Origin of the sequence: Algoriphagus sp. 4150, from assembly GCF_031457395.1 — a bacterium.
GTDB lineage: Bacteria > Bacteroidota > Bacteroidia > Cytophagales > Cyclobacteriaceae > Algoriphagus.
Genome location: NZ_JAVDWS010000033.1, coordinates 1 through 16,945 on the forward strand (window position 1 = coordinate 1; position 16,945 = coordinate 16,945).

Annotated in this window: 16 protein-coding genes; 2 read left to right on the plus strand and 14 right to left on the minus strand. The window is 42.4% G+C overall.

All coding sequences use genetic code 11. The features are described from left to right. Window positions 1-145: 145 nt before the first annotated feature. From J2X69_RS23340 to J2X69_RS23370, 7 genes are all read right to left on the minus strand, one after another. A complete protein-coding gene (locus J2X69_RS23340) occupies window positions 146-1,357 on the minus strand; it encodes a tetratricopeptide repeat protein (protein ID WP_310108831.1) in 1,212 nt (403 codons plus the stop codon). Between the two features lie 27 nt (window positions 1,358-1,384). Continuing rightward, window positions 1,385-3,961: a DNA gyrase subunit A gene (gyrA, locus tag J2X69_RS23345; protein ID WP_310108834.1), complete on the minus strand. Its 2,577-nt coding sequence runs from the start codon at window positions 3,959-3,961 to the stop codon at window positions 1,385-1,387. A 96-nt stretch (window positions 3,962-4,057) separates the two neighbouring features. Then, on the minus strand, window positions 4,058-5,101 hold the full coding sequence (locus tag J2X69_RS23350) for a hypothetical protein (protein WP_310108837.1): 1,044 nt from the start codon (window positions 5,099-5,101) through the stop codon (window positions 4,058-4,060). A 73-nt stretch (window positions 5,102-5,174) separates the two neighbouring features. Beyond that, complete coding sequence (locus J2X69_RS23355; RefSeq protein WP_310108839.1) at window positions 5,175-5,684, minus strand: hypothetical protein; 510 nt, start codon at window positions 5,682-5,684, stop codon at window positions 5,175-5,177. A 112-nt stretch (window positions 5,685-5,796) separates the two neighbouring features. Continuing rightward, entirely contained in the window at window positions 5,797-6,456 is a 660-nt protein-coding gene (gene rpe / locus J2X69_RS23360; RefSeq protein ID WP_310108842.1) for a ribulose-phosphate 3-epimerase, read from the minus strand. Between the two features lie 54 nt (window positions 6,457-6,510). After that, window positions 6,511-8,169 carry a S8 family serine peptidase gene (locus tag J2X69_RS23365; protein WP_310108844.1) on the minus strand — a complete coding sequence of 553 codons (1,659 nt, stop codon included), beginning with the start codon at window positions 8,167-8,169 and terminating at the stop codon, window positions 6,511-6,513. Next, window positions 8,156-8,815, minus strand: coding sequence for a hypothetical protein (locus J2X69_RS23370; protein WP_310108847.1), 660 nt, complete (start codon window positions 8,813-8,815; stop codon window positions 8,156-8,158). Before J2X69_RS23370 ends, J2X69_RS23365 begins: the two co-directional genes overlap by 14 nt. A gap of 127 nt (window positions 8,816-8,942) precedes the next feature. On the opposite strand from J2X69_RS23370, the gene J2X69_RS23375 reads away from it, so the two are divergent. Next, window positions 8,943-9,563 (plus strand): phosphoribosylanthranilate isomerase, encoded by a 621-nt coding sequence (locus J2X69_RS23375; protein WP_310108849.1) that lies wholly within the window; start codon window positions 8,943-8,945, stop codon window positions 9,561-9,563. A gap of 29 nt (window positions 9,564-9,592) precedes the next feature. Here J2X69_RS23375 and J2X69_RS23380 read toward each other — a convergent pair whose 3' ends face one another. The 6 genes from J2X69_RS23380 to J2X69_RS23405 form a co-directional block, all read right to left on the minus strand. Next, the gene (locus J2X69_RS23380) at window positions 9,593-10,213 is read right to left on the minus strand and encodes a class I SAM-dependent methyltransferase (RefSeq protein WP_310108852.1); all 621 of its coding nucleotides are present in this window, start codon (window positions 10,211-10,213) and stop codon (window positions 9,593-9,595) included. A gap of 5 nt (window positions 10,214-10,218) precedes the next feature. Beyond that, entirely contained in the window at window positions 10,219-11,172 is a 954-nt protein-coding gene (locus J2X69_RS23385; RefSeq protein WP_310108858.1) for an aldo/keto reductase, read from the minus strand. A 58-nt stretch (window positions 11,173-11,230) separates the two neighbouring features. Continuing rightward, the gene (locus J2X69_RS23390; protein WP_310108860.1) at window positions 11,231-11,440 is read right to left on the minus strand and encodes a hypothetical protein; all 210 of its coding nucleotides are present in this window, start codon (window positions 11,438-11,440) and stop codon (window positions 11,231-11,233) included. Window positions 11,441-11,491: 51 nt separating this feature from the next. Further along, window positions 11,492-12,862 (minus strand): putative oxidoreductase C-terminal domain-containing protein, encoded by a 1,371-nt coding sequence (locus tag J2X69_RS23395; protein ID WP_409014476.1) that lies wholly within the window; start codon window positions 12,860-12,862, stop codon window positions 11,492-11,494. Window positions 12,863-12,871: 9 nt separating this feature from the next. Then, on the minus strand, window positions 12,872-14,242 hold the full coding sequence (locus tag J2X69_RS23400; RefSeq protein WP_310108898.1) for a Gfo/Idh/MocA family oxidoreductase: 1,371 nt from the start codon (window positions 14,240-14,242) through the stop codon (window positions 12,872-12,874). Between the two features lie 106 nt (window positions 14,243-14,348). Further along, window positions 14,349-15,317 carry a PmoA family protein gene (locus J2X69_RS23405; RefSeq protein ID WP_310108866.1) on the minus strand — a complete coding sequence of 323 codons (969 nt, stop codon included), beginning with the start codon at window positions 15,315-15,317 and terminating at the stop codon, window positions 14,349-14,351. A 79-nt stretch (window positions 15,318-15,396) separates the two neighbouring features. Between J2X69_RS23405 and J2X69_RS23410 the strand changes: the two genes are divergently transcribed. Continuing rightward, window positions 15,397-16,323 (plus strand): ThuA domain-containing protein, encoded by a 927-nt coding sequence (locus tag J2X69_RS23410; RefSeq protein WP_310108874.1) that lies wholly within the window; start codon window positions 15,397-15,399, stop codon window positions 16,321-16,323. 167 nt (window positions 16,324-16,490) lie between these two features. On the opposite strand, the gene J2X69_RS23415 is transcribed toward J2X69_RS23410, so the two are convergent. Next, window positions 16,491-16,832, minus strand: a complete 342-nt coding sequence (locus tag J2X69_RS23415) for a zinc ribbon domain-containing protein YjdM (RefSeq protein WP_310108876.1) — start codon at window positions 16,830-16,832, stop codon at window positions 16,491-16,493. Between the last annotated feature and the right edge of the window lie 113 nt (window positions 16,833-16,945).

The following is a 16,945-nucleotide window of genomic DNA, read 5'->3' on the forward strand; positions in this document are numbered from 1 at the left end:
GTTTAAAAACTAGATTAAAAAACACAAAAAATGGGCCAAAACTTCAAGCTATGCCCCATTTTATTTGAATGTCTAGTAAATCGCCAAACAAAAGAAAGCCTCTGAATATGATTCAGAGGCTTAATGTAAAGTTTTACGCTGTCGATTAAAGATTTTCCTGCCAGTTAGCACCTTTCAGTTCGATCAACATCTTGTTATATTTTTCAACCTCTTCGGTATTCTTCAATCTTGAATGAACCTGGAAAAGAATTACCATTACTTCGGTATTCTCAGGCTTGATTTCCAAAGCTTTTTCGAAGTAAACTACTGCTTCTTTGTAATAAGAATTTGCCTCATCACCCATTGACTTGGATTTTGCTTCCCACTCATCGTCAGATAGTCCATTCAATTCATTGAGGATTTTCAAAGACTTATCCAAAAGCAGTGCACCTGCATAATAGTTACCATCATAGAACTCAGGATCCACCTCTACAGACTTCTTATAATCTTCCAATGCACCTTCTGCATCTCCTGCTTGCTCCTTCAGATATCCTGATCTTAAGAGAATTCCGGCGTTGTTCGGATCGTTTTTCAACGCTTCCTGAATAGAAGCCATTGCCTCATCCATCTTATTCAATTGAAGTAGCAACTGAATCTCATATTCAGCAAGAACTTTATCTTCAGGATAATCTTTTCTACCCTGCATGATAATGTCATATGCTGCTTCCGGATTTTTGTCTTCACCGCTTAGAATCTGGATCATCAAGTAGTAAACTGTCAACTTGTTGTACTCTTCTATATCAAGCAGGTATCCAAAATGCTTTTTCGCCTCATCGAATTTGCCTAGATCATTTGCAATAAATCCTGCATTATAATGTACTGTGGTATCCGTAAGATCTATCGCTCCTGCCAAATCAAAGAATTCATAAGCCATCTCCAGATCTTCATCATTGTATCTATCGATAGCCTTGTCAAAGGAGGTGTTCTTCAGGGTGAAAATAGAGTAAGGTCTCAGATTGTCAGGCACGCCGGGCATGTCTTCTGCATAGATATCTTTGCCTATGCCAGCATCCTTTTTGCCTCCACCCATTTCGAAAGCCTTATTATAAGTCTCCAATGCAGCTTTTCCTATTTCGATAGTAGAAGCTGTATTGGAAGAATCTGAACCAAACATCTTGGTTTCGATCTTCGCTTTAAGCAGATAAGTGGCCGGATCACTTCCTGTTTCCGGATCTGCACTGGCAGCTTCCACATCAGCCATGGCTTCAGTCAGATTTCCAGACTTGAAGTTCTTCTCTGCAGAACGAACCACTTTTTTTTGTCCAAAAGCCAAGGTCGTTGCACCGATCAAGGCCATTGATAGAATTAGCTTCTTCATTTTAGCGTATTTTTCTTGTTTGGTTGGTTATTCGTTAATTTCATTTGATTCATCAGATTCGTCTGTAGAAGGCTCGTCCGTAGAAGGTTCGTCAGTAGTATTTTCAGCATTATCCTCAGCGGACAATGTTGCTTCTATGATTGCTTCCACCTCTTCTTCTTTTGATATTTTCTCCACGGAAGAAATCTCGTCATTCTCCCCGATTTTAATCAACCTTACTCCTTGAGTAGCTCTTCCCATGATGCGAAGTCCATCTACGGAAATACGAATGGTAATACCTGATTTGTTTATGATCATCAGATCATCAGTTTCCACTACTTCTTTGATGGCTACCAATGCACCGGTTTTCTCCGTCACACTCATTGCCTTCACTCCTTTTCCTCCACGATTTGTGATTCTGTACTCATCTAGGCTGGAGCGCTTACCGTACCCTTTTTCCGAGACCACAAGTAAAGTTGCGTTTTCCTCAGATGCACATACCATGCCAATCACATAATCTTTTTCATCATTTAACCTGATCGCTCTCACTCCTGTCGCAGTACGCCCCATCGGTCTTACCGCTGTCTCATTGAAGTGAATCGCTCTGCCTGATTTAGCAGCTATCACGATATGCTGGCTACCATTTGTCATTTCTACATTGACCAATTGATCATCCTCGCGGATATTCAATGCGATGATACCGTTTGTCCGTGGACGGCTGTATTGCTCCAGTGTGGTCTTCTTGATAATCCCTTGTTTGGTTACCATTACTAGGAAATGATTGTTCAGATAATCCTGATCATTCAAATCCGCAACCTGAATAATAGAACGGATTCTGTCATCCTGTTCGATGCTGATCAAATTCTGAATAGGTCTTCCTTTGGAAGTCTTGGATCCTTCAGGAATCGCATAGGTTTTCAACCAGAACAACTTCCCTTTGTCCGTGAAAATCAACAGGTAATTGTGCGTAGATGCAGTGAAAAGATACTCTGTAAAATCATCTTGCTTGGTGCTGACACCTCTGGATCCTACTCCACCTCTGCCTTGAGTTCTGTATTCTGTAAGCGCGGTACGCTTCACGTATCCTTCATGGGAAACAGTGATTATCACTTCCTCATTCGGAATCATATCTTCATAACTGAAATCTTCTGCGTTATGCTCGATTTCAGTTCTTCGGTCATCAGCATAGCGGGTTTTCATTTCCGCCAGTTCTTCCTTGATGATTTCCATTCTTTTTTCTTCGCTGGCAAGGATTTTCTTAAGCTCATCGATCAAAGCCATGATCTCCTGATACTCATTGAGAATCTTATCCCTTTCCATTCCGGTCAATCGCTGTAATCTCATATCGAGAATTGCTCTTGCCTGGATTTCGCTCAAATCGAATTTCTCCATCAAGCCATTTCTGGCTGTCTCCGGATCTGCAGAACTTCTAATCAAAGAAATCACCTCATCCAAGTGATCCAAAGCGATCAAATACCCCTGAAGGATATGCGCTCTCTTTTCCGCCTCTCTTAATTCATACTCTGTTCTGCGAATCACTACCTCATGGCGGTGATTGACATAGTGAACAATCATATCCTTAAGATTCAGTGTGTGTGGCCTACCTTTCACCAAGGCAACATTATTCACTGAGAATGAAGTTTGTAGCTGAGTATGCTTATATAAATTATTAAGAACTACACTGGATATAGCGTCTCTCTTCAATTCATATACAATCCGCATCCCGGAGCGATCGGATTCATCACGAATTGCAGAGATTCCATCGATTTTCTTCTCATTGATAAGCGCAGCGGTCTTCTCTACCATGCTGGCTTTGTTTACCATGTAAGGAATCTCGGTGATGACAATCATCTCTTTACTTCCACCTTCTTTGATTTCCACATTGGCTTTGCCACGCATCACCACTCTGCCTCTACCGGTTTCAAAGGCAGCTTTCACACCATTGTAACCATAGATTATACCTCCAGTCGGGAAATCCGGAGCTACGATATGCTCCATCAATTCGGCTATGGTAATTTCATTGTTATCAATATAAGCTACGATCCCGTCAATGATTTCCCCCAAATTATGGGGAGCCATATTCGTCGCCATACCTACAGCGATACCTGAAGCTCCATTCAATAGAAGTGCAGGAACTTTTGCAGGCAAAACAATAGGCTCCTTTAGGGAGTCATCAAAGTTGAATTGGAAATCTACGGTCTCTTTGTTGATATCTACCAAAAGCTCCTCGGCGATACGCTTCAGTCGAGCTTCAGTATAACGCATAGCGGCAGGATTATCTCCATCCACAGACCCAAAGTTACCCTGACCATCCACCAAAGGATACCTCAAGGACCAAGGCTGCGCCATACGAACCATCGTTTCGTACACAGCAGAATCACCATGTGGGTGATACTTACCGAGTACCTCACCGACAATTCTTGCAGATTTTTTATAAGGTTTGTTATGTAATACTCCCAGTTCCTGCATCCCGAAAAGGATTCTGCGGTGTACCGGTTTCAGTCCGTCACGGACATCAGGAAGCGCTCTTGAAACAATAACCGACATCGAATAATCGATGTAGGCACCACGCATTTCCTCTTCAATGTTAATGGGTATGATGTTCTCGTTTTCTCCTTGAGCCATATAATGCTATTCACGGGGTCGATTAAGGCTGCAAGATAGTAAAAACCGAATGGTTTTGAAAAGAGATTACAAAGAGCTAAGTGGATAATCAAGACTTTAGTACCACTGCCCTACCTTCCTGTTCTGAAAATTGAAAATTCCGCTCCCTCTGTACTCAATACCATTGTGCATATGCTTCATGACAACACCACAACCCCCGATTTTACAACGCATGGTCCCCGGAAAGCGAACCGCCATACCGACTTGCATGGCGTATACCCTTTGATCCAGATCTTGAAATTCAGAAAAATCAGATGCGGCATAAGTGAATTTGCGGAAATCCGCTCCTCCCTTAACAAAGACTTTTGTGTAATCGGAGAGATCTCGCTCCACTCTCAGTCCTAACCCATAATAATTCTTGTCAGACACAGCAAGTCTGGGCACATAGGGATCTACCCCGTCGCCTAAAGATGCACCATAAGATTTCTTCAGATTCAGTTTTCCGAATTCTGCTTCAAGAATGAATTTCCACGGGTAATTCTGACGTGCCCGCTGCTTAAGTTCCGACTGCATGTAAATGTTTGACGAGGAGTAGTTTCTATACCTCCATTTGAGAAATGTCCGTCTTCTGCTGGCATCATACAGCACCAAGCCTACTGTACCATAAAGCTTGTTTACCTGATAAGTGGCTCCTTCGAAATCAAACTGATAATCTCCACCCCTCATAGGCGCAAGGTTTCCCCATTCCTGACCAAATCCCCCGCCCACCGTCAATTGATTGAAAAGATTGATTCTTACTCCTCCATCCCAATTTGGAAACACCCAATCCCCTCCATTCATTTTCAGCGGATTTTCTTCAGAAATATCCAAGGGATCCCCGTCGAAATTCTGAAATCGGTTAAATGGATAAAGACTGGGATTCTCTGAATAAAAACTAGTATTGAATTGCTGATAAGCACCTCCTCCGGACAGCTCCAAACTGAACATCTCCAGAACATTCCTGGCGATGTTGCCTAATCCTGATTCACTTTTAGGATTCTTGGCCTTTCCCGAAATCCCGAAAATATCTTCCTGCTGCGCAAAAACCGCTGTCATCACAAAACAAAGAATAATAGAGAGGGGTAGCTTTTTGAAATTCATACTTAGTCTTAACGAATGCATGGAACTCTTGGTGTGAATTTAAAAAAAAATGCCTCCCGATTGGGAGGCATCTTCATAATATGTAATAATAATCTTATTTTCCGTCTGTAGACTCTACAGTGTCTTCTTTTTCAGCTTCTTGCTTTGCTTTCATTTCTGCGATCATAGTGTCCAATTTCTCTTTCACTGAAGGATCTTCTTTTGTAGCAGCCAATACTTTATTGTAGGTGCCTGCTCCCAAGATTTCCTCATCCATGATCAATCCTGTTTTATACTCTTTCAAAACTCCCTGTAGAGATTCCTGAAAATCCTTTACTTCTATATAAGCAGCCTTCTCTTCTTCGGTAACTTTAGCTTCTGTCATTTTAGCGTCATCGCCCCAAGCCGCTTTGATTTCATTATATCTCCCGCCTCCTTGGAAAATCTCATTTTCCAAGATCATAGACTTCAGTTCCTCAGTCTTAGAAGTCACGTAATTGTCAAATGTCACCTCAACATTTGCATATTTGGCTAAGTCTTCATCTGTGACTTTCTCTACTTCCTGTGCGTAAGCAGCAAGCCCTAGGAACGCGAATAACGCTCCGAAAAGCAATACCTTTTTCATAATCTAGTAATTTTAATTTCTTTATAATCTTCAATAAAACGCTCAAAACCCAAAAATTCAAGAATTACAGTCCATTTTTAAGAATTTTTATGATAAAAGGTAAGCCAAAAGGTCAAACCAACGCAATCCCTTTTAGTTGACTGATCGTGTGCACGGGGTCTGAAGAATTAAACACAAAACTTCCCGCCACCAACACATTCGCTCCCGCGGCTATCAATTTTGGGGCATTCTGAAGATTCACGCCCCCATCAATTTCGATTTTTGTATCAGCTCCTTTCGCAAGAATCAACTCCTTCAATCTGGAGACTTTGGAATAGGTATTTTCGATAAACTTTTGCCCTCCGAAGCCGGGATTCACTGACATCATACACACCATATCAATATCCTGAATCACATCCGACAACAACTCTACGGGTGTATGGGGATTAATGGCCACCCCGGCTTTGATACCTAGATTGTGAATAGCCTGTAGTGTACGGTGGAGGTGTGTGCAGGCTTCATAGTGAACCGAGATAACCGCTGCACCGGCATTGCTAAAAGCCTCTAAGTAATTATCAGGATTCACGATCATCAAATGCACATCCAAGGGCTTTTTTGCGAAGCGATGAATCGCCTCAGTCACAGGAATTCCAAAAGAAATATTCGGAACAAATACACCATCCATTATATCCACATGGATGTAATCAGCTTCTGAGGAATTAAGCATTTCCACCTCGCTTTGGAGATTTGAAAAATCAGCAGCCAGAATGGAAGGGGCAATTAATGGAGACATACGTAGGTAATTGATTATATGAAAAAACTAAATTAGTACACTGCCCCCAAATTCCTATTGTCTTATCAATTTGCTTTGCCTCACCTGCGAACTGTCCTGCATTCTTATTACATAGAACCCCGGCTTCAGCCCTTGCATAAGAATTCGGAAAGGTTCTTTTACTGTGGCTCTGTTCAATTTTTCACTGTCAAGTGTGCGTCCATTGAAATCAAGTAGGGAAAATTCCGCGCTTAGGCTGTTTCCGAATTGTATATTCAGCTCATCGCCTATAAGCGGGTTAGGATAAACTTTCCACTCTAAAGCTTCTTCCTCATCGTCCTCCCCCGGTATCTCTCCATATAATGCATCAAAGAAATTCGGAATGCCATAACCCAACAAATTATCCGGTTCATCTGCCTGTGTCCCACTGCTCAGTAAACTTTCGATCAGCTTGTCCTTTGTCCATTCCGGTTTGGCTTCCCATAGCCCGGCAGCCAACGCAGCAATCTGAGGAGCCGAAAAAGATGTACCGTTGGAACTGCCTACCGATCCATTTGACCGGATAAGTAGAGCCCCCCCACCAAAAGCAGCCAAATCAGGCTTAATCCTTCCATCTCCCGTGGGACCACGCGAACTGAAACCTGAAACAGCCAAATCTCTGTTTACAGATCCTATCGCCAAAATCCCTTTGGCATCCGAAGGAGAATTCAAAGTAGATTCTGAAGGCCCGGTATTCCCTGCACTGTTTATCACCAGGATCCCTTTAGCCGCTGCAATACTAGCTCCCCGTGCAATTATCGTAGTTTCTCCATCCAGATCATCCAGAGTGTAGTTCATCTCGGGATCATCAAAATCGTAATAGCCAACTGAACTGTTAATAATATCCGTACCCAAACTATCTGCATACTCGGCTGCCCTCACCCAGTTGTATTCCTCTACCCAATATTCAGTTGCCATCTCTTCTGTGATTGCGAGAAAATAAGCTGCATCAGGTGCCCCTGCTACCATTTTACCGGGTTCATTGGAAGCAATCAGCGACAGCACATTGGTGCCATGTTGGTTATGCGAATAAACATTCCCGTTCCAAGGTCTGACAAAGTCTTTTGCCCCAACTATTCTCCCGCCCGCCTGCAAGTGAACCAATGGACTGGCCGTATCGGCTCCGGGAAATCCTGCATCAAAAACGGCTATAATCACTCCTTTCCCAGTGTATCCCTCTTCATGCATTCTATCTATGCCCAGCAGGGAATTCTGAAAATCATACGCTTCTTCCTCTGTAGCTCTGGTATTTTCCTGTGCAGAAGAAAAATATCCATTCGTGACGGGTGTGTTAATCTTGCTGCCAACCCTGACATTGGGATTGGCAATAAAGCCCCTCCCTACCAAATCCACACGATCTACAAAAGGCATTTCTTCCAATTCCCTCCTCCTAGCCTCATCTGTCACCAGCAGTGTGGCATTAAACCACTTGCTGGAATACAGGATATAGTCAGATTTCTCCGAGACCGCATCTACATATTTCTGTGAAACAGGAAGATCCAAACTATCAGGTGCGATGCTTTCTCTACTTCTCCTATTCAGCGCTTTATTGCTTAGAAATTCACTTGGTCTCTCCAGCGACAGACTTTCTTGCGGCTTGTACTTAAAAAAAACAGCATAACGATCCTGCGCGGTTAGCTCCAATGAAAAAGCCATTACAACAATAAAAAAAAACAAAAACTTAAATACTCCCATAGTCGGACATTTTCAATGAAATTTTATATCCGGAGTTGATCAACATATCTCCCAAACAATCATTTCTAGAGCAGTAAGTCAATACCTCTGCGTATTTTTCCACCATGCCTACCCCCTTCTCATAAACTTCATAGCGAATATCTCTATAAGTGATCAGGTCGTCAATATTCTCCTGATTCACTTGAACAGAGGTTCCTGAATTGAGCATCTCAAAGTCATCCCGTTCGACGTTTCTGTACACATTCCCATTCCATACAATTCCGCTTTTAGGAGGGAAAACCAAGGCAACGATCGCTTGATTTTCTATAGTTCTCACCAATGAAAAATCCCGTTGAATTAGCGTATAGGGTAGTTCAATAGTCCAATTGATTCTGTCTTGTGATTTTGTGCGCAGTACGACAAAAACCTGTTCACCTTCTTCATTAGTATAGTAGCTGCTAATATGATCGCGATAGTAAAAATGCTCTTCCTCAGAATCATTTTCACCAAAATAAATAGTCTGATCTACCTCATAAATCCAAAACAACCCCACCTCCAAGGGTTGGAAATCAAATCCAAGATCAGGTTGTCCTTCTTCTATCTCACGTTCACAAGAAGTGGACAAAAAGATAATCAGAATAGAAATAAAGGACAGAAGTCTTTTCATAGCCGTATATGATCACTAAAAATACTAGTATTTTACTGAATAAAGGATGCCTTAGAGTTTATCGGTTTGTAAATACTTTTTTCTAGCCGATCATCCTGATTAACTTAGCCGATTCAAAATTTGAATCATGGCTTTAAGCACTTTTGTAAAAATAAGCGGCATCACCAATCTCTCTGATGCCAGGTATTGCGCCGGTATGTATGTGGATTTGCTAGGTTTCGCCGTAGAAGAAGCGTCTGAAAAATTTATCACTCCTACCCAGTTTAATGAAATCACAGGGTGGGTTTCCGGTCTCGAATTTGTCGGGGAATTCACGAATTATAATGGGGACCAAGTCTTGGAAATTTTGCAGAGTTACCCAAATCTTACTTGGGTTGAGCACGACAGAATCGAGCCTCTGGAGGAATTGGAAGGCAAAGGGGTTGGATTAATTTATAAAATGGATCTCCAAGAGGTCCGACACATAGAATTGGAAGTAGCTGAGAAACTCAATGAATCCGGAATAATTTTCCATGTCATCTCTACCCACGAAGTACTGGATGAAAAGGATAAGGAAGCTATAAAATTACTAAGCAAAAACTGCAGGGTAATCTTGGGTGTAGGAATTACAGCAGCAAACGTACAAGACCTGATTCAGGAGCTAGGCTTATATGGAATTTCCCTTTCGGGTGGAGAGGAAATCAAGCCTGGACTGAAAGACTTTGATGAACTCGCGGATATATTGGAGGCATTGGAAGTAGAAGATTAGACTAGAAAAATATGAGAAAACAGATCCCCTTACCTTTTCTGAAATACTAATTTTGACCAGGTGACATTTTCTTTGCCCCTAAGTAAACTTGGCTGGTTATCCATTCTCAAGCATAAGTCTAGACCACATGACTTAGCATTCTTAATCGTAGTAAAACTATCTGTAGGAAAAACCCAAGTACCAACTCCTGGAGGCCCATTGCGAAGACTGAGGGCAAAAACACCTTTGGTTCTTAAAAGTTGTGATACTCTTATTATAGCTGTTTTTTGATCGTTGCTGTCAAGATGATGAAAGACTCCCGATGCCAAAATAAAATCAAAATGATTACACATGGTAAGCAGTGCTAGATTTGGCAATGAATCGTCTATCCACTTTATCTCTGGGATGTCAAACAATCGTTTTCCCTCCTCAAGGTACTCTTTAGTTGGCTCCACAGCGACTACAGAATGTCCCATTTTTGATAATTCCCAAGCATCTCTGCCTATTCCTGCCCCTATATCCAATAGTTGAGATGGCTTCTTCTTGGGTATAAATTCTATAAAGTCCCGATGCAGATCCGAAAAGTCAAGTGATAATGTAGCCTCAATAAATTTTTGAGTGGCATTAGCATATCCTCGAATCCCATTTACACGTTGGTTTTCCAAACTCATGAGGTCTAATTTCCATCAAACAGATCGGATGTTTCATAGGGACTGTCTTCTCCCGTGAAAAATGACCCATCTATAAATCTGTGGTTTATTCCTATATCCCGCAGTTCCATCATATCATGGTCATCCAAATTGATACTCGCAGCAGCCAAATTTTCTATGATCCGTTCCTTGTTAACTGATTTTGGAATAACGGCAATTTCCCTGGCAATAGACCAAGCGATAAGGATCTGTCCTATTCCCATTTTATGCTTGTCAGCGATCTCTTTCACCACCGGATCCATCAGCAATTTTGGGTCATTTTTATGTCTATCCGCTCTGGAATCAGGAGAACCCAAAGGCGAATAGGCAGTCATCAAAATACCATGCTCTTCACAAAAACTTACCAATCCTTCTTGTGGCAGATAGGGCTGCATTTCTATTTGATTCATTTCCGGCGATTGTCCTCCCAGTTTCAGCAACTCCTTTAATTTATTCTGATTGAAGTTGGATACCCCTATATGCTTGACAAGTCCTTTTTCTTTTAATTCTTGCATAGCTTTCCAAGTTTCTGCAAGTGACACTTCATCGTAAGTGTAGTAGTCGTCTCTGCTTTTGGGAAAGCCAACTCCCGCTTTGAAAGCAATCGGCCAATGTATCAAATATAAATCTACATAATTCAGCTTCAGGTCAGCCAGTGATTTCTCTAAAGCAGGAAGCACCTGCTCCTTTTTATGGGAACTGTTCCAGAGCTTGGAAGTCACAAAAAGCTCATCCCGCTTCACCAATCCTTCTGCAATTGCTTTGGCGATTCCTTCCCCTACTTCATTTTCGTTCTGGTACACTGCTGCACAATCGATGTGCCTATACCCTGCCTCAATGGCCCAATATACAGCCTGGCTCACTTCTCCGGGTTTGCTTTTCCATGTTCCGAGTCCCAGGATGGGAAGTTTATCGCCGTTTTTAAAACTTAAGTAATCCATAGTTTTTAAAAATTTGAAATTATGGTAAGAATCTACTTAAAAGTAAGTATCCTATAATTCAATTAGGCTGATTTTCCGGATATTTCTTAAACCTATTCATTACCCAACGGTGGATTTTTACCTGGGGTATTTTGCGACTCAGTGCTATGATGTTGTACTTATGCCGGAAATGATAGATAAACCATCGCCCCACATATCCTCCTGCCCCGGCAATGGCTACTGTAGGTTTGGAAACAGAAATAGGTTGATCAGTTAATCCATAAATCATGAACTTAACTAACCAACCTATTTTTTGGTATTCCTGTTTAGAATTATCCTATTATTCTTCCGCTTTTTTCAACGCTTCGGTAGTAGTATAATACTTTACCAGCATATTCGGCACTTCCCAAGCAGGCATATTATTGTTGGTAAAATACTCCAAGTACTTCTCAGTAACCTGGGCAAAGTGAGCTTCGTGCCCATTATGGTATTTTTCCGGAATAAGAATCTTGTATTTTCCATCAGCTGTTTTTTCCAAATCAAGCCCTGGAAAACGCTCCTGCAAGTCATTCTTTACCAGAGAAATCAACGCTTCATCCTGACCGTCCAGCAGCTCAACATATAGCGTAGCCACATAATTCTCAGCCTGTCCCTGCTGAATGATTAAATTCGCCTTGGTACCACGCATCATGCTATAATGTGTATCAGCAGCCCCTTCCGGCGCCTGAAAATTCCAAATCACGCTTACTTTGGAATGCACACCCTTCAGCGTGTAGTTCATTTCTCCGTTGCTGTCCACACTCAGCTTATTGTCAGACACATTCTTCAATAAGAAATCAGAAAATTCCGTTTTGCCGGTCACCAGATTAAATTGAGCTGAATCCAATAGGGTTGGCCAAAGTCTCGCAGTAAGCATTTCCACATCAGTCGTGTCCAAGATCACATCCGGAAAAGCTTCCCACTGAATCAGGTCCACCAAGTGAGTGGTCACATCCACTATTCCCGTGCCTTCTATAGCTGTATCGAAAAACCAATCCGGTCTTATCAGCGGGTTTCCTGATACATATTTAAAGAAATGATGAACCGACTCTTTGGTAATTGCGGGATTTTCAAGCGTACCCTTTTCCAATTTGCCAAAAACTGCCGGTACCATGGAGAGCTCTTTTTGTAAAATTGTGCTGATTTCAAACCGCTCAGTCATGATATCGTAGAGCAGAAGATTCTTTTGGCCTGCTTCATCAAAAACCTTCACCAGCTTATCAAACCCACTTTTGTCAATCACCAAAGGCTTATCTGCATATACATTGATTCCATTGGATATGGCTGCAGCGATGTAATCAATCTTGCGGTCATTTTTCCCGGCTACCATCATCACATTGCCGGACTTGGAAGCAATCATTTTTTCCAAGTAATCATCTCCTGTACTTACCTGCAGATTCCAGGCAGTGGGATCCTCTTCCCGATTATTGTACCCTGCCAGACGATTCAAATAATCTTTCAGTTCAGCGCCTTCCGGAGCAAAGACATATACCGTGGAATCCACCTGAGGATACATGGATTTATGGATGAGCCCGGCATGAAAATGTCCGGGATCTAAGGACATTATTGTAATCTCAGCGTTCGATTCAGGAAGTTCACTCACATGTTCTTTATTTTCGCAGGAGAGTAATATCCCTGCCGCAATGGCTACAAGAGCTATATTTTTCAAAATATTCTTTAATTAGACTTTAACATAATTAGTACCATAAGGTGCCCGCTGAGGTCTTTCCAACATGGCGTTGGCTTCCGGATCGTTAATGAATTGCTCAGCTTCGGCATCCCATTCCAGCTTTCTACCCAGCTTCATGGAAATATGTGTCACCAAACAAACTGAGCAGGAACGGTGACCGATTTCTACGGGAGAAAGTAAATCTGCATTCCCCTGTATAGCTTCCAGCCAGTTGCCGTGATGTTCATCGCTTTTGATCAACTGAATCTCGTCAGGTCCGATCACCGATTGCAAGATCTTAGGATCTGAAGCATCCAGAGCCTTGGCACTTTCACCCTGTGCTACAGGATCGGAGGCAGAGGCCACATAACTCCCACGGGATACCCATATCCATCCCTCTGTACCTTCATAGCGAATACCGTTAGGATAGCCTCCACTGGTGTACATGACAATACCATTATCGTACTCCGCTTTGGCATAAAAGTCGCCGTGCACATCCCAAAGTCCTGACTGTGGAAACTCAGCCACAGCCTGAATGTATCTAGGTCCTGTCAATTCAGTATCCATGCCCCAAGCAGCAGAATCGTAGTGATGCTGACCCCATCCGGTAATCATCCCTGCACCATATTGCTCCAGTCTCAGCCACCCCGGTCTGTCGTAGCCTATGGCTGGATGGACACCTATCTCAGTATATGGAACCTCGGGAGTAGATCCCAACCACATATCGTAATTCAAATTTGCAGGAACGGGCATTGGAGCAGCTTCAGGACCGGAAGGATCGCCAGGCAAGCCGACTCTTACGGTATGCAGCTTGCCTATTCTGCCATTTCTTACCAGTTCAGCTGCAATTCTAAATTGCTCGCTTGATCTCTGCTGGGTGCCAAGCTGAAGTACGGTTCCTGACTTCTTCACCGCATCTACCAGCTGTCTCCCTTCACGAATCGTCAAAGAAGTAGGCTTCTGTAGATAAACATGCTTTCCGGCGAGGGAAGCCTCCATCGCAGGCTGGGAATGCCAGTGATCGGGAGTACTGATTACGATAGCATCTATATCCTTATTCTGAAGCATCTCCTTATAATCGCCGTATTGGATTACGTCCAGATAGGGTTTTCCCATTTTCTTGGCGTAGTATTCTTCCACCCGCTTTTTACCATCTACCATCCGATTGCTATCCAAATCAGAAACAGCGATTACACGGGCTATGTCATGACGCATTACCCCCGGTAAATCATGATCTCTTGCAATTCTCCCACAGCCTATTTGCCCTATATTTATTTTATTGCTCGGTGCATTTTTTCCAAAAACCGAGGCAGGCACAATTGTAGGAAAGCCAATCGCTACGCTTGCCAAAGCACTGTTTTTGATAAATTCTCTTCTTTTTATATTCATAATGGGTTATCTAGTTTTGGGTTTCCATTTATTATTTATTCAACAGTAAGTACTCTATACTAACTGAGACGGACCACTGAGACGGTCTACTTAACTACTCTCATTTCACAAAAGCCTTCCAATATCCTTCTGCTTCTTCAGCTGTCATCTTACCGTCAAAAACAATCATCCGGTATTTCAACGTATAGCGCTGATTGGGCAGAATTTCCCAAGAATCATGGCGGATCGGTGTGAACTCCACAAAGACATTACCTATTCCATCGTAATTATTCTCAGGCCAGACCCGTAGAGGTTCAGGATGGGATTTATTGGTATTATGGCTTAAAAACAGAATGCCACTTTCTCCGGAGACATCGTCAGTTTCTCCCAGCACAAGGATCCACTTGGCATTGGTGCTGTCTGCAGTCTTTCTGGCATCTCCTTCGGAGGTCAAAACAGTACTGTTGTCAGAACCCCATTTCTCTGTGGCCCGAAAACCAATTCCGCCTCCATAGCGGTAATCATCAAGAAGAATTCCTCCGGGAATAGTAGTCTCAATTGTAGTGGTGTAATCCACCATGTAGCGGCCTTTGTCCGCAGGCTTCACCTTGATGCGAAGATCCTCGGCTATGGCAATGCGCTCAGCTTCGGGAGCTTTGAGATCCAGGTGATTCTGTCTCACATTGAGCTCAGCTGCTCCACCTGCTTCTTTTTTTGAGAGCACATGTGAAAAATCCACTCTCCCTTTTTGATCTCCCAAATTCCAAAAATCCACCTCCCTACCGCTGATGGTGGCACGGGTCCAAGGGCCCCATATTCCGTAGTGATGATAATGGTCTTTCGGTTGAATTCTGGTAAGCACTTGGCCCGATGGGGACTTTAGGGGATGAATAAATCCGGATTTTGCAAAATCTTTTTTTATGCCTTCCGGCACGTCGGCTACAGCCGTTTGGTAAGTTAGAACTGGCTGATTGTCAATCACGAAATCAATTCCGGTTTCGGTCTCTTTCAATGTTACTTTTTGCGCATAAGCCACAGTCATTAAACATTGACTAACAGCCAGTACACAGAAAATTCTTTTGAATATCATATAAAATTCAGGTTATTGGGATAGAATTTAAAGATATAGAATTCTAAATTATCGTTCAGCCCATTTATCCAATTACCCCATGAAGAAGATTATAATCTACGGAATCGTTTTCCTAACAGGTGTCAATTTCGCTCTTGCACAAAACCCAAAAGAGATTCCGTTAGATCAGGACTGGAAAGACAAAATCACCGATTTAGCCCCAGAAAAGGCAAGATTTCCCTTTAAAAATAAAAAGAAGGTACTCGTGTTTTCATTGCACACCGGATTTGTGCATTGGGTAAATCCCCATACCGAAGCCATGTTTGAAATCCTAGGGGAGAAAAGCGGCGCATTTGAAGTGACTTCCAGTAGTGATATAGAAATGATTGAAAAAGACCGGCTAAAAGAATTTGACCTGCTGATCCTCAACAACACCAACTCGAAGCCTGAGTATAGAAATCTGTTTGTAGACAAACTCAGTGAGGATTCAAATTTGGATAGTGTGGAAGTCTGGAAAAAAGCTGCGACACTTGAGCAAAATATCATTAATCATGTGAAAAAAGGAGGTGGATTATTTGTGATCCATGGTGGAAATACCACGCTCAATAACTCCATGGATTTTTCTAAATTAATCGGCGGATCCTTTGATTACCATCCCAAGCAACAGGCTATCAATGTTCGCTTGGTTGATCCCAATCATCCTTTGGTCAAGGCCTTCCCATCCGGAGGCTTTACTCACGTCGATGAACCTTACTTTTACAACGGAGCATACAGCTCCTTGGATTTCAAACCCTTGCTGTATTTCAACAATGCTGAAATTGAAGGTCAGCGAAAAGAAACTGAGCAATTGGAAGGTGTAACCTATGTGGCCTGGATCAGAAAAGAAGGCAAAGGTCATGTGCTCTATTGTTCCCCGTCCCATAATGGGCAAAGTTTCGAAAATCCGGACTTATTGCAGTTTTATTTAGACGGAATGCAATACTTGGTAGGAGATGTAGAAGTGGATGAAACACCTATTGGAAAGTAGACAGTGATCAGTTTTCAGTAAGCAGTGGGATGTGGTCAATCTATCGCATCCCATTGCTTACTTAACTTTTTTAAAATATGATAAAAAGACTTTTTGTACTCAAAAACCAGCTTTAACCTGCGTAGTTATCAGCATAAATCAGTGGGAAACATGAAAATCCAAAATCCCTATGCTTTCCTTACAAATTCACTTTTCAGTGCCATAGAGCCAAAACCATCGATCTTGCAGTCGATATTATGATCTCCTTCTACCAGTCTGATGCTTTTCACTTTAGTTCCTGCCTTGATTGGTTTGGGAGCCCCTTTCACTGGAAGATCTTTCACAATTGTCACCGAATCACCATCAGCCAATATAGTTCCGTTGGCATCTTTGACGACTAATGTTTCTACTGCTTCTTCCTGAATTTCATCCGGTTTCCACTCATAGCTACACTCTGGGCACACCAATTTATCATCCATTTCATAGCCATACGGCGAGTTACATGCGGGGCAGGGAGGTATATTTTCCATGGCGCGAAGGTAATGGAAAATTACCTCAGGCAGAAGAAAAGGCTATTTCCAATTAGTTCCGGAAATAAAAAAAATCAGCTTCAACACTTTATTAACCACTAAACCCCATCCCG